Source organism: Ruegeria sp. HKCCSP346, assembly GCF_017872595.1.
Lineage (GTDB): Bacteria > Pseudomonadota > Alphaproteobacteria > Rhodobacterales > Rhodobacteraceae > Ruegeria.
In genome coordinates, this window is sequence record NZ_JAEDOT010000004.1 from 18,972 (window position 1) to 32,258 (window position 13,287).

Genomic DNA, 13,287 nt, shown 5'->3' on the forward strand with positions numbered 1-13,287 from the left:
TTCCTCACATAGCGAGATAGCCGCCATCAACCGGATAGATCGATCCGGTCACAAAGCTGGCGTTTTCACTCAAAAGCCATTGTACAAGCGCGCCGACCTCTTCGGGTTTTCCCCAGCGTTTCATCGGCGTGCGCGCCATGATCCCAGCCGTTCGTTCAGGGTCTTCCCGAAGGCCGTGGGTCATCTCTGTCTCGATCCAGCCCGGCGCGATGGCATTGACCCGGATACCGTCTTCGGCCCAGCGACCTGCCAGCGCCTTCGTCAACTGTGCCACGCCACCCTTGGAAGCTGAATAGGCCGGCACCAAAGGTCCACCAAAAGTGCTGAGCATAGAGGCTGTATTGACGATAGCCCCATCTGTTTCCGCTAAGAAAGGATGCGCGGCGAGACAGCACCGCATTGTACCAGTCAGGTTCACATCAAGCACCTTAGCGAAAACGTCGATGTCATATTCTTCGCCACGCAGAAGAATACCTGCGCAATTCACCAAGGCATTGAGACCCGTGAGTTTGCCGAATACATCATTGATGGATGTCTGGTCGGTGACATCCAAGAGCCGCACCTTTATCCCGTCCTGAGGTTCGAATGCATCCAACTCGGATTGGGAGGCGGATGCGGCGATGACGGACCAGCCTGCGTCAGCCAATGACCGTGCAACACCCGCGCCGATCCCTCGCGTACCGCCTGTAACAAGGGCCTGCTTCATCCAAGTTCCTCCAATACACTGGTGAAGGCGCGCGCGCGCCTGTCGATATCATCCAATGTATAGCTCGGTTTGAATAGCGCGGAGCCCAGCCCATATCCATCTGCACCCGCGGCATGATACGACGCTATCGTATCCGGCGTTATGCCCCCTACTGCAGCGACGACTGCGTCTGCAGGCAATACGGCGCGCATGGCAGCAATGGCAGCTGGCGGCACCATTTCCGCCGGAAAGAATTTGAGGACCGATGCACCGATATCCAACGCGGTAAAGGCCTCAGATGGGGTCATGACTCCTGGACACCAATAAAGATCCCGAGCGACAGCCGCGCGCCCGACGTCCGGGTTCATATTGGGCGACACGATGATCCGCCCGCCTGCATCAGCAACCGCCGCGACCTGATCCACAGTCAACACTGTGCCAGCGCCGACTATGGCTTGAGCGCCATGTTTCGCAACGATCTGCGTAATCGATTCCAGCGGGTTCGGTGAGTTGAGCGGCACTTCGATTATCCGAAACCCGGTATCGAAGAGTACATCAGACACCGGGCGCGCATATTCTGGTGCCAGTCCCCGCAAAATCGCAATCAGCGGGTTCTCAGCAAGAGCTGCGGTGAGGTCAATCATCCGACCAACCCCGCAGCGCGAGCAATCAGAAAATGCCCTTTCGCAACGATATCATCTGGCGCGCGACGGCTGTCGAAACCAGCAGTTCGAAGCGCGATTTCGTATCGGACGGACAAATCGCTGCGTCCCACAACAGTGATCGTGCCGACGTCTTTTACTTCGTCGGTCGCAGCGGCAACCTCGGTCCCGATCAACAAGCCCGACAAGTAGTCGGCCGTAGCAACCTTCGGGATTTTGCCCATGAGAGGAAGCGTCCGAACATGAAACAGGCTGTGCAGCAAGTTCGACTCACCACTGAGGCCTGCCTTGACGCCCATCACGAATGCGTCTTCGCTGAAGGCGTCCTCCTTCATCAAGGTGCCAAGGATTGTGTGTTCTTTCAGCGCCGAAAAGATCTCACCTGTCATGTAGGTCGAGAAATCCACGATCTTCCCATCCGCAACCTGAACCCATTTGCTGTGCGTTCCCGGCATCACGAACATACCTTCGCTCAAGCCTAGTGAAGATGCCCCGATAATCTGGGTCTCCTCGCCGCGCATTACGTCCGGTCCTCCAGCATGTTCTGTCGAGGCACCTGTCACAAAATGAATACGCGCTCCGTTGGCCGCTTCGTGCGGGACCAACGCTCGCGCAAGACCGCCAGCACCTAGGGGCATTTCGGCATACTGCGTTTCTACCCAGCCATTGCGGCTGGTGATCATGCCAGATGCCAGGATCGGCAGGTCAGCCTTGGCGACCCAAGGACCGATGAGACGATCAAGAACCGCCTCAAAGGTTTGCCCCGCAACCTGCATGATACCTTCAGGCGACGAGACCCCATCGATCACCTCGCCCTCCGCACCAATTAGAAATGCACGGAACGATGAAGTACCCCAATCTACGCCGATCAGCGCTGGTTCAGATGCGACCGAATTCATTCAGCAGATCCTCAACGGTTTTGCCTTGGGCCACCCACTTACGAGTTTCCTCCTCACGGTCAGCTTGCTCTTGAGCAAGGCGCACGGTTTCTTCGGCAATTTCCTGTGGAACCACAACGACGCCCATAAGATCAGCTACAATGAAATCTCCGGGGTTTACCACGACGCCCCCACAGGCGATTGGCACATTGATCGAAAGTTCTTCTTTACGTTCCGAGAACATCGTGTGCGTTCCGCGCGGCGTGATCGCGCGCGTCCAGATTGGCCAGTTGATGTCCTCCAACTCATCTGTGTCGCGCCCGGTGCCATCGACGATCATACCGCGAATGCCACGGTTCTTGGCCAGACCACCCATCAAACCGCCGCAGACCGACGTTTGACGATCTCCACCCGCGTCCACAACGATCACGTCCCCGGGTTGTCCCATTTCAAGCGCTCGCAACGGGTCGACCAGATCGCCTTTTGAAAGCTGAACCGTCACGGCCTGGCCTGTAACCTTGGCACGGAAAGCGGGCTTGATGGCGCTGTCCATCACGCCTGTTCGGTACTGCACATCCGCAAAAATGGCAGCAGCAGAGTACGCCTCCAACACCTTGTCGAATTTTTTGAGAAGTTCCGGGTTTCTTTCAAAATCATTGAAAACCCTAAGGTCTGTGCTGACGTCTGGCATTCTTGTCTCCTGTTATGCGGTAGATACGGCCAATGCGTCGGCATTGACTGTGTAGTCGGGTTTTTGTCCTGTCAGGACCTTGGCCACTTGCGTAGCCGCGGTAACCCGCGCTGCGTGTATTGATTCCTCGGAATAGTAGGCGGCATGTGGTGTTACGAGGACGTTGGGCAGTGTGAACAACGGGTTGTCATCAGGCGTCCAGTTGGCGCGCTTAGCCGGCTCTTCTTCGGGGTCGTCGAGCCCTGCTGCAGCCAGATGGCCTTCGGTCAGCGCCCGGAACAGGGCCTTGTTGTCCACCGTTGGTCCGCGTCCAGTGTTCACGAGTATCGCACCGGGTTTCATGACCGAGAATTCGGCATCCGACAGAAAGTGGTGCGTATTCGGCGTCATCGGCGCCTGCATCAGGATATAGTCGGACCTTGCCAGCAATTCAGGCTTGCTCACCAGCTCGACCCCAATATTCGCGGCGACTTCCCTTGGCAAATACGGGTCGTAAGCGATGACTCTAACTCCGAAAGATTGCGCCCGCGCAACGATGGCTTGCCCTATTTTTCCCAGCGAGACGACACCCATCGTCCGCCCGCGCAACCGATAGACCGGCTGCCCGCTTTGCCACTGCCAGACCCCTGCATGAGTGGCTCGATCATAGTCGGGCAACTTGCGCGCCAGGGTCAGCCAAAGGGCAATCGCGTGGTCGGCGACTTCCTCGGTGCAATAGTTTTGCACATTGGTGACGAGAATGCCCTTTTCCGTCGCCGTGCCGACATCCACGATATCTACGCCTACGCCATAACGCGCGATGACCTCGCAGTTCCGCATCCGCGCAATCGTTTCCTTCCCGATCCGGGCATATTGGTTCATCATCGCTGCGCAATGCGGCGCGACATCGAACAGGTCTTCCTGGCGCTTGGCCTGAAGCGCAATCACCTCGGCTCCTGCGGCTTCCAGGATTTCCGTCTCAACGGCAACATCACCAAAGTCGTAATCGGTTATCACGACCTTGGGTTTGTCCGTTCTGGGGGAAAAGTCGGCGCGATCAGTCATAAGCACCCGCCGAATAGGTCAATTCGTACGAGTGGCTGTAGAGCTCGAAGATATTGCCAAACGGGTCTTCCATATAGACCATGCGATAGGGCTTTTCACCTGGGTAATATTTGCGCACTTGGCTCATGCGCTGGCGCCCGCCCAGGCCTTCGATAATCTTGATGCGGCCTTCCAGATCCTCGTCCTGTACGCAGAAATGAAACAAGCCACGCCGCCAATATTCAAACGGGCGTTCTTCTTCGACGGTCTTCGGGAACTCAAACAATTCGATGCCAACACCGTCACCCATCGACAAGTGCGCAATACGGAAGCTTCCCCAACCTTCCCCAAACACATCGTCGCACATCTGACCGATGGCGCTTTCGTCATGTAGGATTTCAGTTGGCTCCATCAGCACGTAAAGGCCAAATGCCTTGGAATAGAACTTCACGGCTTTTTCCAGGTCGGGAACTGTGATGCCGATGTGAGAGAAAGTGAGAGCGGCCATGTAGGGCTCCTCCAGTTAGAAGTTAAAGAATGTTGCGAACGATGCCGCCTTCGATCCGGTGCGCAGAACCATTGGAGGCCGTGCTTGCTGAGATCGTGACGATCATGCGGGCGACTTCGTCTGGTTGGACAAAGCGTTGTATGAGCGATGTGGGCTCATCTGATTTGAAGTAATTGTCGACGATCGTGTCGAGCGGCTCACCCTTTTGATCGGCGAGGCCGTCAAAATAGGCCTCGACACCTTCGGTCCAGGTTGGACCAGGCAGGATCGAGTTAACCCGGACTTTTGTCCCCTTTGTCAATTCTGCCATGCCACGTGTCAGACCTAACATGGCAGTTTTAGTGACAGAATAATGCACCATCTGAGGTAGTGGTTTCACTGCCGCTTCGCTGGCCATGTTGATGATGGATCCCTTATCCCGGCCGAGCATGTCAGGCAGGAAAATCCGGCTCATCCGAACGGCGGACAGGACATTGATGTTGAAGTAATGCATCCAGTCGTCATCCGTGAGATCTTCGAACGGTTTGACCGAAAAGATGCCAACATTATTCACAAGAACGTCCACCGCACCGCGCGCACGAGCAAACTCTGCCAGAGTTTCCGCATCAGTGGTTTTGGTTAAGTCGGCCGCAATGCCTTCGACCTTGCCCAGAGATGACAGGTCGTCGACGCAGTCGGACACTTCCGCCTCGGTCAGGCCATGCACGATGACCCGCGCGCCTTCTTCCAGGTAGACCCGGGCAGTGGCTTTGCCGATGCCGGAACCTGAGCCAGTCACCAGGACCAGTTTATTCTTGAGCCCCAGATCCATCTCAGGCCTCCTTCTTGACGTTAGATGACTGCTGCGATGAAGGGCGGCCGAACATTCGACCCATCAAGCCCGAAATTTCCGCGCGCCACATGTCTATGCCGACGGCCAACAGAATGATCAGGCCCAGCACGATATTCTGAACCGAAGATGGCGCAGCGTTTAGGTTCAAACCATTCTGGACGATAACGATTGTCATCGCCCCCATCAGCGTGGCGAGGATGTTGCCGCGTCCGCCTGCAAGGCTGGCTCCGCCGACAACAGCAGCGGCAATGGCCTGCAGTTCCAGCGTCTGGCCATAGTTGGGCGAACCAGAGTTGAGGCGCGCTGACATCAGGATCGCACCAACCGCAGTCATAAAACCCGCGATGACAAATGTCGTCGTCTGAACTTTACGTACGTTAATACCCGTCAGAACGGCAGCGGCTGGGTTACCACCCACGGCATAGATCTCACGGCCGAGTTTCGTGAAGTTCATAGTGAACGCGGCAAGGACGTAGAAGAACACGAGGTAGAAGAAAGGCATCGGAACGCCGAACAGCTTGCCGTAAAATATTGGCTCCAGCGCCGGATCCAGCGAAAAGATCGGCGATCCATTGTTGAAGGTCAGGGCAAGGCCCCTGAAGGCAATCAACGCCGCCAGTGTTGTGATGAAAGAAGGGATACGCCCATAGGCTGTTATCAGCCCAATGAACAGACCAAGCAATCCGCCCATGAAGAGAATGAGTGGCAACGCCAGAACCAGTGGAATGCCGACAAATTTCAACATCTGCGCAAGGATCATGGTCAGCAAAGCCACCATAGACCCGGAGCTCAGATCGATGCCCGCAGCGAAGATCACGATAGTAGACCCGATTGCGATCAAGGCCACGATGCTTACCTGAAGGGACAGGTTTGAAAGGTTACCCGGGTTCAGGAAGCGTTCCGTCGTAAGTGCCACGATCAGTGCGACGATCACCATTGCTGCAAATGGTCCGATCAACTGGGTGTCAAAGATCCGCTTCATGCGAAAGCCTCCTTAGGCTTGGATTGAGGAGTGTCGGCGGACGCGCGCACAAGGTCGTCATGAGTAAGGTCGGATGCATCGACCGTGCGCACGATCGTTCCGTGCTGCACGACGGCAATTCGATCGCTCATCGCAAGCAACTCATCATGGTCTGAACTGATCAGAATGATCGATTTTCCCGCCCGCGTGAGCCTGTTAATCAGCTTGTAAACAGCGATTTTCGCGCCGATATCGATCCCCTGCGTCGGCTCATCAAGGATCAGAATGTCCGAGGCTGAGAACAGCCAACGCGCAATAACAATCTTCTGTTGATTGCCACCAGACAAAAAGTTGACCGTCTTTTCCTCAGCCTGGGTTGAGATTTCCAGATCGCGGATCAGGTCATGGGTAGCTTGTTCTTCCGCCTTAAGATTCAACACGCCGAACCGGCTTAGCCCGCCAAGGGACGCTGCGGTGACGTTCCCACTTGCGCGGAAATTGAAGAACAACCCGTCAAACTTTCGATTCTCTGGGACAAGAGCCAAACCCGCACGGATCGCATCAATTTCCCGACGAAAGCGAACCGGTTTGCCATTTAGTGTTATCTGTCCGCCTGTTAGCTCGTCTGTTCCGAACAGGGCACGAGCGATCTCCGTGCGGCCACTGCCCAATACGCCACCCAAGCCAAGAACTTCACCCTGGTGTAACGAAAACGATACATTTTTCACGCCCGAATTGGTGCCCAGACCTGCCGCTTCCAGCACAACATCCTTGGTCGCGTTCTGCTCCTTAGGATAGTGCTCACCAATGTCCTCACCGACCATTGCGCTGACAATCTCAGAGACGTTGATCTTGGTCTCGCCACTCGCTCGCACAACACAGCCGTTGCGCAAGATCGTCACTTCATCAACGATCCGTTCAACCTCATCCAGCCTGTGCGACACATAGAGAATAGCGGTTCCGCGTTCACGCATATTGCGCAGTAACTGGTGCAGGCGCTCAATTTCATCTTCACCCAATGCCGCTGTCGGCTCATCCAGGATGATCATGCGGGCATCCATCGCGACGGCTTTCGCGATCTCGACCAGTTGTTGCTCGCCTACCGATAGCGAGCCGGTGATGGTTTCGGGTGAAACATCGACATCCATTTCCGCCAACACGCGCGCGGCTTCGTCGTGGACCTTGGCCCAGTCGATCACACCAAAGCGGGACCGAGGCATATTGCCAAGGAAGATGTTTTCGCCAACCGACAAGGTGGGCACGATAGAGAATTCCTGAAAAACTGTTGCGACGCCCAGTTCACGTGCCGCCTGCGGGTCGCTGATCGTGACCGGCTTGCCATTGTGCAGGATTCGACCGCTATCGGGTTGCTGTACGCCGGACAGAGTCTTGATCATGGTCGACTTGCCACAGCCATTTTCACCCAGCAGCCCATGAATGGAACCGGGCATAAGCCGGATGCAAACCTTGTCATTCGCCAAAACCCCGGGATAGGCCTTGGTGATATCGACAAACTCCCAAAGTGGCGTTGCGGGTGTCATTACGATTGCCTCGATAAAAGCGAAACTCGGTTGAGTTGCGACCCGGCAGCACGCGCACGCGCCACCGGGAAGCGGGGAGAAAGCTCAGTACTCTTTGGACGGCTGCGGGAAGAGCTTTTCTGGCTCTTGCAGCACGCTGATCGCACCATCTTTGTCTTCAATTGATGTGGGCGTTTCGATCCAGCCGCCGGGATAGGACCCGTTGAGCGCATCAATGGTTGCGTGCATGGCCGCTTTACCCATTAAGAATGGCGAGGTGTTGACGGTTGCCGTGATGTTGCCAGCCGCGATTTCTTCAAGGCCGGACGTGTCGCCATCATTGCCCAAAAGGACGATGTCATTGCGACCGAGTGCCTTAGCCGCGAAGGACGCTCCAATGATCATGTAGTCGTTCGCCGCAAAGATCATGTCCAGATCAGGGTTCGACTGCAGGATATCCATGCCAGCAGTGTTGCCGCCCTCAACGTTCCATTTTCCGTCAATAGACACCACAACGTCAAAGTTTTCGTTGCCCTCGATACCGTCGAGGAAGCCACCCACACGCTCGGTTGAGTGATAGCCAGGCTGCCCTTCGATAATGCCGACCTTCAACGGTTTATCGCCATAAGTCTCAATTGCCCAGTCAGCGATAGCATGCGTGCCGTTGCGCTGAGAGTACCCGACAACGCCATGAATGGGTGTCGGGAAGTTCGGAATGTCCGAGTTGATCATCAGAACTGCCATGCCCTTGTCGACGGCCTGCTTCAGCAGTGGTGCCGCAGCAAATTCATCGTGTGTTCCAAAAATTATCGCATCCACATCCTGCGTCAGCACATCCTGGATCATGCCCATTTGGCCGTTGATGTCCGCACCGGACTGGGGCGCAAGCATGAACACTTCGACCCCGGCCTCAGCAGCAACCGCTTTGATGCCTTCACCGATGGCGATGTAGTAGTTGAACTCGGTCGCCGGCGGCATATACGCGATCCGGAACGTATCGTTTTTGGGTTCTATTGCATCGATTGGCGCTTGTGCCCCGTCCTCAAGTGGAACCGGTGCTGGATAATTTTCCGCCATAGCGACCGTTGCTAGCGTGGCGAACCCCGCGGCAAGCGTAGTGGTCATAAGCGTTTTCAACATAGTTTTCTCCTCCAGAATTTCGTTGGTTATCCTTTGAATGGCGCGTCGATCACGCCACGAACGCCGGGTTTCACAGCAAAGAGGCCGCCGGATTCCGGTTCTATTGTTAAAGCTGCTTCGTCACTCATCAGCCTTGAGCTCGTGATGAACAGCGTGTCGAGATCAGGCCCACCGAAAGCGCAACAGGTAGGCTTCCAGACCGGCACCTCGATCACTCGATCTATCGTGCCGTCAGGTGCGACGCGAACAACGCGATGGCCTTCCCATTCGGCGTTCCAAACGCCCCCTTCGGCATCGACACAGGACCCATCAGGCAAGCCAGGTTCATCATTGAAGGAAGCGTGCTGCCGACGGTTCGAAACGGTTCCACTGCGGGTGTCGTAGTCAAACGCGACGATTTCCCGATCCGGGGTATCGGCGAAGAACATCGTCTCACCGTCGGACGTAAAGCAAGTCGAATTGGCGCAAGACACTGCTTCGATAATCGTCCGTACACTCAAATCCTTATCAACGCAGAGGACCGATGAATCGGCGTTGCCAGACACTTCGTTCATGCCTCCAACAATCAATCGCCCCTGGCGATCGGTTCGCCCGTCGTTCAGCCGTGTTTCTGGGTTGTTCGGCTCGAATCGTGCCACGAGGGTTTGCTCGCTATTGGGCGAATCGAACAAGACAACTCGATCCGCATAGGCAACGATCAGACCGCCAGACGCGCGCGGCGCGAAGCAACACACGCGCTCCGGCATCTCATGAGAGGCAGTTTCTGACGTTGCAGGATCAAATGACCAAAGCGCACAGCCTTCAATGTCGGTCCACCAGACAAGACCATCGGCGGGATTCCAGAAAATCCCTTCCCCGTGCTGGTTCTTACAATCGACGACCAACTCTGCGCGCACTTTTTGATCTCCCAAGTACATTCTGATATCTGATATACCAGCTTGCCTAATCTGGTGTATCAGATATCTTGCATCTGGCAACACCTTTTTTTGGAGATATCCTCAGATGGCGCTTGAGAGACCCAAGTCTTTGCGTGAACTCGCACTGGAACATTTGCGGAATAGTATTATCGATGGCTCCCTGAAAATGGGTCAGGTTTTGTCGGAGCGAAAAATCTCCGAAGAGCTGGGCGTATCAAAATCGCCAGTACGCGAAGCACTCGCTCAATTACGTGACGAAGGGTTGGTCAGTATCGAGCCTCAAAAAGGCGCACGCGTTTTTTCGCTGTCTGAGCCGGAAGTGACTCAGATCTGCGATTTCAGACAGGCTATCGAAACTGCCGCCTTTGAACTTGCGTTGTTGCGGAACCCGGAAGGTCTTGCCAGCGACATGCAGCGTGTCGTGAAGGACATGGAGAAGGAACGCAGGCGAGGTAATGAAAAGGGCTACCTTTCACTGGATACCACATTTCATCAGTTGATTTTTGAACATGCAGGTAACGACTACCTGACGGCCAGCTATACACGCTACATCGGTAAGATTGCCGCATTGCGAACCCATTTGGCGAAGCTGCCACAGCATACTGAGCTCTCCTTCGACGAGCATTCGAAAATCGCTATTGCCGTTCGCGAAGGCGACATGGCCAAAATCAAATCTCTTCTCACTGCGCATATTGACCGCACCAGACAAGCCTACAAAAGCGCCGCCATCGTCCTCGAAGGAGCGACCGCATCCTAGCAAAAACGTAGCTTCGTTGTGACGGGGGCGGGCCAGAACGGCGCCGCCCCTTTCTTTTGGGCACCTCACCGTCTTTTCTTTTTCAGTTGACATCTGAGATATCAGATGCCAATCAAAAAAGCGGGAGGAAGCTTATATGACGCCAGCAATGAAACCTGACTCACTGGGGCTACAGCCACTGATCCAACTGGATCGGGTTGGCAAAAGCTTCGGCACGAACATTGTTTTGGATGGCGTCAACTTTGAATTGAGACCCGGCGAAGTTCACGCGCTATGCGGGGAAAACGGCGCCGGAAAATCCACCTGTCTCGGCCTGTTTTATGGACTTCACCAACCTTCTGCTGGGCGTATCCTGTGCGACGGCAAGGAACAGCGGGTCGAAAGCCCGTCGCATGCGCAATCCCTGGGCATCGGCTGTGTTTTCCAAGAGCTCAGCCTCGCTGGCGCGCTCTCTGTTGCGGAAAACATCTACGCGGGCCGCGTGCCCACCCGGTTTGGCGTAGTTGACTGGCCTGAACTGCGCCGCCGTGCGGAGGCGTTGCTGGCGGAATTCGGTCTGGATATCGACGTCTCAACACCCGTGGAAAACTTGCCAATTAGCTCCCGCCAGATTGTTGAAATTGCCAAGGCGCTGTCGTTGAATTCCCGCGTCCTTTTGCTGGATGAACCGACATCGGCATTGGCACCCGACGAAGTAGACACACTATTCGAAGTCCTAAAGTCCCTGACAAAGAAAGGGATTGGCATCGTCTATGTCAGCCACCATATGGCCGAGATTTTCCAGATATCGGATCGCATTACCGTTTTGCGAGATGGGCGCCACATCAGCACTTTACCGGTTTCGGAAACTTCTCAGGAACAAGTCGTTGCCGAGATGATCGGCGGCGCTCACCCCGGTGATGTCACGCGGTCAGGTAAGGTTAACGGTGAAGAGGTTTTGCATGTCCGAGAATTAACCCATCCAGATGAATTCGAAGACATTTCTTTCTCCATTAAAGCCGGAGAGATTGTAGGGATGGCAGGGTTGATGGGCGCTCGCCGCAGCGAGATTGTTCGATCGATTGTCGGGTTGATGCATGGCGCGACCGGGGAGATCAGACTGCACGGCAAGCCTGTTAACTTTGCGTCCTTGCGGCAGGCGATGCGTGCTGGGGTCGGGTTTGTTCCCGAGGAACGCAAGACTGAAGGCCTCTTTCTGGAACAATCACTCAGCGACAACCTGATCGCGGCCAGTCTTTCCGATCATGCGTCTGCTGGGTTCATGCGTTCGGGCTCGATCAAAGAAGCCAGCCAAACAGCCATTGACGCATTCAGTGTCAAAACCAGCGGGATTAACGAACTTGTTGGTGATCTCTCAGGGGGCAATCAGCAAAAGATAATGTTGGCCAAGTGGCTCAAACGCGCGCCAGCTCTTCTGATCATTGAGGAGCCCACAAAAGGGGTCGATGTCGGAGCCAAATTCCAAATCCACACGGAACTTTTGCGTCGAGCAGCCGAGGGAATGGCCATCCTCGTCGTGTCATCCGATTTTCCCGAACTGGTCTCTCTCTCGACCCGCATCCTTGTCGTCCACGACGGTCGCCTCATGGGAGACATCGCAGCCGCTGAGGCAACCGAAACCACGCTTCTTCAAATGGCCGCTGGAAATTCCGCCCCAATTGTTGATGCGCCCCAATCCAATCAATCAGGAGTCGCGACGTGACCATGACCGCTCAAGCCAACTTGCCCATGAAGCGTCCGCTGCTGCGCCGTGTTTTACAAGCTTTTGTCGATATTCGTGAACTGACGCTGATCGTTCTGATCGCCGCCATCATCATCGTGATGTCCAACGTTAATCCCTACTTCCTTAGCTTCTCGAACTTTCGAGCCGTGGCCGTGGGCATGGCCCCGACCGCGATCATCGTGATCGGTATGGCGATCTTGCTTGCCTCTGGCGGGTTCGATCTTTCCGTCGGGTCGGTAATGGCCTTGTCTTCTACCGTCGTAGCCATGCTGCTTTTGACCGGCATGCCAATTCCGCTCGCTGTGGTATGCGGATTGGTGCTGGGTGGAATTGTCGGCGTAGTGAACGGTTTGCTGGTGACCGGCCTCGGGATCAATCCGCTTATCGCAACCCTCGGCACGATGTCGATTGCGCGAGGCATCGCTCTTGTCCTGACGGAAGGTTTCTCTGTCTCAAGCCTGCCGGCATCATTTGCCTGGATCGGTAAAGCTGACATAGGCGGCTTTCCGGTAATCGTCTTGTTCACCATTCTGCTCGTCGTCCTGTTTGACCTGGCCGTCCGCCATACACGCTTTTTCCGTCAGGTCTATTTCATCGGCGCCAATGAAAAGGCCGCGATGTTGTCAGGCATCCATGTCACACGCGTGCGTATCATTCTGTACGCGCTGACCGGTATTCTGGCTGCATTGGCGGGTGTATTGCTGGCCTCCCGCCTGATGAGCGGTACGCCCACGGCAGGGAACGGTATCGAACTTCAGGTTCTGGCGGCTGCGGTCATCGGTGGCGCATCCCTACGCGGCGGCGAAGGTACTATTCTCGGTGCTTTCCTCGGCGTCGTTTTTGTCGCGTTGATCAACAACACCATGACGATGCTGGCCGTATCGATCTACTGGCAGATGATCGTCATCGGCGGTGTGCTCGTTACAGCGGTGGCCTTGGACATGCTGATCCGAAGCAAACGGGGCTAATCCATAAGCTTTCCAAAACCCA

The 13,287-nt window shown here is 55.4% G+C and carries 14 protein-coding genes; 3 read left to right on the plus strand and 11 right to left on the minus strand.

Going from position 1 to position 13,287, the window contains the following annotated elements; all coding sequences use genetic code 11:
• Window positions 1-4 precede the first annotated feature (4 nt).
• The 11 genes from I9185_RS12955 to I9185_RS13005 all read right to left on the minus strand — a co-directional run bounded on the left by I9185_RS12955 (window position 5) and on the right by I9185_RS13005 (window position 9,880).
• On the minus strand, window positions 5-706 hold the full coding sequence (locus I9185_RS12955; RefSeq protein ID WP_210093270.1) for an SDR family oxidoreductase: 702 nt from the start codon (window positions 704-706) through the stop codon (window positions 5-7).
• The gene (locus I9185_RS12960; RefSeq protein ID WP_210093271.1) at window positions 703-1,329 is read right to left on the minus strand and encodes a 2-dehydro-3-deoxy-6-phosphogalactonate aldolase; all 627 of its coding nucleotides are present in this window, start codon (window positions 1,327-1,329) and stop codon (window positions 703-705) included. Before I9185_RS12960 ends, I9185_RS12955 begins: the two co-directional genes overlap by 4 nt.
• Window positions 1,326-2,246 (minus strand): 2-dehydro-3-deoxygalactonokinase, encoded by a 921-nt coding sequence (locus I9185_RS12965; protein WP_210093272.1) that lies wholly within the window; start codon window positions 2,244-2,246, stop codon window positions 1,326-1,328. The genes I9185_RS12960 and I9185_RS12965 overlap by 4 nt, the downstream gene beginning before the upstream one ends.
• Complete coding sequence (locus I9185_RS12970; protein WP_108861947.1) at window positions 2,227-2,916, minus strand: RraA family protein; 690 nt, start codon at window positions 2,914-2,916, stop codon at window positions 2,227-2,229. Before I9185_RS12970 ends, I9185_RS12965 begins: the two co-directional genes overlap by 20 nt.
• Window positions 2,917-2,928: 12 nt before the next feature.
• The gene (locus I9185_RS12975) at window positions 2,929-3,960 is read right to left on the minus strand and encodes a C-terminal binding protein (protein ID WP_209834522.1); all 1,032 of its coding nucleotides are present in this window, start codon (window positions 3,958-3,960) and stop codon (window positions 2,929-2,931) included.
• On the minus strand, window positions 3,953-4,447 hold the full coding sequence (locus I9185_RS12980) for a lactoylglutathione lyase family protein (protein WP_209834524.1): 495 nt from the start codon (window positions 4,445-4,447) through the stop codon (window positions 3,953-3,955). Before I9185_RS12980 ends, I9185_RS12975 begins: the two co-directional genes overlap by 8 nt.
• Before the next feature lie 22 nt (window positions 4,448-4,469).
• Window positions 4,470-5,258, minus strand: a complete 789-nt coding sequence (locus I9185_RS12985; protein WP_050606103.1) for an SDR family oxidoreductase — start codon at window positions 5,256-5,258, stop codon at window positions 4,470-4,472.
• A gap of 1 nt (window position 5,259) precedes the next feature.
• Window positions 5,260-6,261, minus strand: a complete 1,002-nt coding sequence (locus I9185_RS12990; RefSeq protein ID WP_170719185.1) for an ABC transporter permease — start codon at window positions 6,259-6,261, stop codon at window positions 5,260-5,262.
• Window positions 6,258-7,781: a sugar ABC transporter ATP-binding protein gene (locus I9185_RS12995; RefSeq protein WP_210093273.1), complete on the minus strand. Its 1,524-nt coding sequence runs from the start codon at window positions 7,779-7,781 to the stop codon at window positions 6,258-6,260. The genes I9185_RS12990 and I9185_RS12995 overlap by 4 nt, the downstream gene beginning before the upstream one ends.
• Before the next feature lie 84 nt (window positions 7,782-7,865).
• Window positions 7,866-8,900 (minus strand): sugar ABC transporter substrate-binding protein, encoded by a 1,035-nt coding sequence (locus I9185_RS13000; RefSeq protein ID WP_210093274.1) that lies wholly within the window; start codon window positions 8,898-8,900, stop codon window positions 7,866-7,868.
• 26 nt (window positions 8,901-8,926) lie between these two features.
• On the minus strand, window positions 8,927-9,880 hold the full coding sequence (locus I9185_RS13005) for an SMP-30/gluconolactonase/LRE family protein (RefSeq protein ID WP_348539743.1): 954 nt from the start codon (window positions 9,878-9,880) through the stop codon (window positions 8,927-8,929).
• A gap of 22 nt (window positions 9,881-9,902) precedes the next feature.
• On the opposite strand from I9185_RS13005, the gene I9185_RS13010 reads away from it, so the two are divergent.
• The 3 genes from I9185_RS13010 to I9185_RS13020 all read left to right on the plus strand — a co-directional run bounded on the left by I9185_RS13010 (window position 9,903) and on the right by I9185_RS13020 (window position 13,265).
• Window positions 9,903-10,574, plus strand: coding sequence for a GntR family transcriptional regulator (locus I9185_RS13010; RefSeq protein WP_170431691.1), 672 nt, complete (start codon window positions 9,903-9,905; stop codon window positions 10,572-10,574).
• A gap of 136 nt (window positions 10,575-10,710) precedes the next feature.
• Window positions 10,711-12,276: a sugar ABC transporter ATP-binding protein gene (locus I9185_RS13015; RefSeq protein WP_210093275.1), complete on the plus strand. Its 1,566-nt coding sequence runs from the start codon at window positions 10,711-10,713 to the stop codon at window positions 12,274-12,276.
• 2 nt (window positions 12,277-12,278) lie between these two features.
• Window positions 12,279-13,265 (plus strand): ABC transporter permease, encoded by a 987-nt coding sequence (locus tag I9185_RS13020; RefSeq protein ID WP_174818509.1) that lies wholly within the window; start codon window positions 12,279-12,281, stop codon window positions 13,263-13,265.
• Window positions 13,266-13,287: the final 22 nt, after the last annotated feature.

Coding starts and splice junctions, on each gene's coding strand:
- I9185_RS12995 (WP_210093273.1), bottom strand. CDS start 7,781: ATGACACCCGCAACGCCACTTTGGGAGTTTGTCGATATCACCAAGGCC.
- I9185_RS13020 (WP_174818509.1), top strand. CDS start 12,279: ATGACCGCTCAAGCCAACTTGCCCATGAAGCGTCCGCTGCTGCGCCGT.
- I9185_RS13000 (WP_210093274.1), bottom strand. CDS start 8,900: ATGTTGAAAACGCTTATGACCACTACGCTTGCCGCGGGGTTCGCCACG.
- I9185_RS12960 (WP_210093271.1), bottom strand. CDS start 1,329: ATGATTGACCTCACCGCAGCTCTTGCTGAGAACCCGCTGATTGCGATT.
- I9185_RS12980 (WP_209834524.1), bottom strand. CDS start 4,447: ATGGCCGCTCTCACTTTCTCTCACATCGGCATCACAGTTCCCGACCTG.
- I9185_RS12985 (WP_050606103.1), bottom strand. CDS start 5,258: ATGGATCTGGGGCTCAAGAATAAACTGGTCCTGGTGACTGGCTCAGGT.
- I9185_RS12970 (WP_108861947.1), bottom strand. CDS start 2,916: ATGCCAGACGTCAGCACAGACCTTAGGGTTTTCAATGATTTTGAAAGA.
- I9185_RS13010 (WP_170431691.1), top strand. CDS start 9,903: ATGGCGCTTGAGAGACCCAAGTCTTTGCGTGAACTCGCACTGGAACAT.
- I9185_RS12975 (WP_209834522.1), bottom strand. CDS start 3,960: ATGACTGATCGCGCCGACTTTTCCCCCAGAACGGACAAACCCAAGGTC.
- I9185_RS12965 (WP_210093272.1), bottom strand. CDS start 2,246: ATGAATTCGGTCGCATCTGAACCAGCGCTGATCGGCGTAGATTGGGGT.
- I9185_RS13015 (WP_210093275.1), top strand. CDS start 10,711: ATGACGCCAGCAATGAAACCTGACTCACTGGGGCTACAGCCACTGATC.
- I9185_RS12955 (WP_210093270.1), bottom strand. CDS start 706: ATGAAGCAGGCCCTTGTTACAGGCGGTACGCGAGGGATCGGCGCGGGT.
- I9185_RS12990 (WP_170719185.1), bottom strand. CDS start 6,261: ATGAAGCGGATCTTTGACACCCAGTTGATCGGACCATTTGCAGCAATG.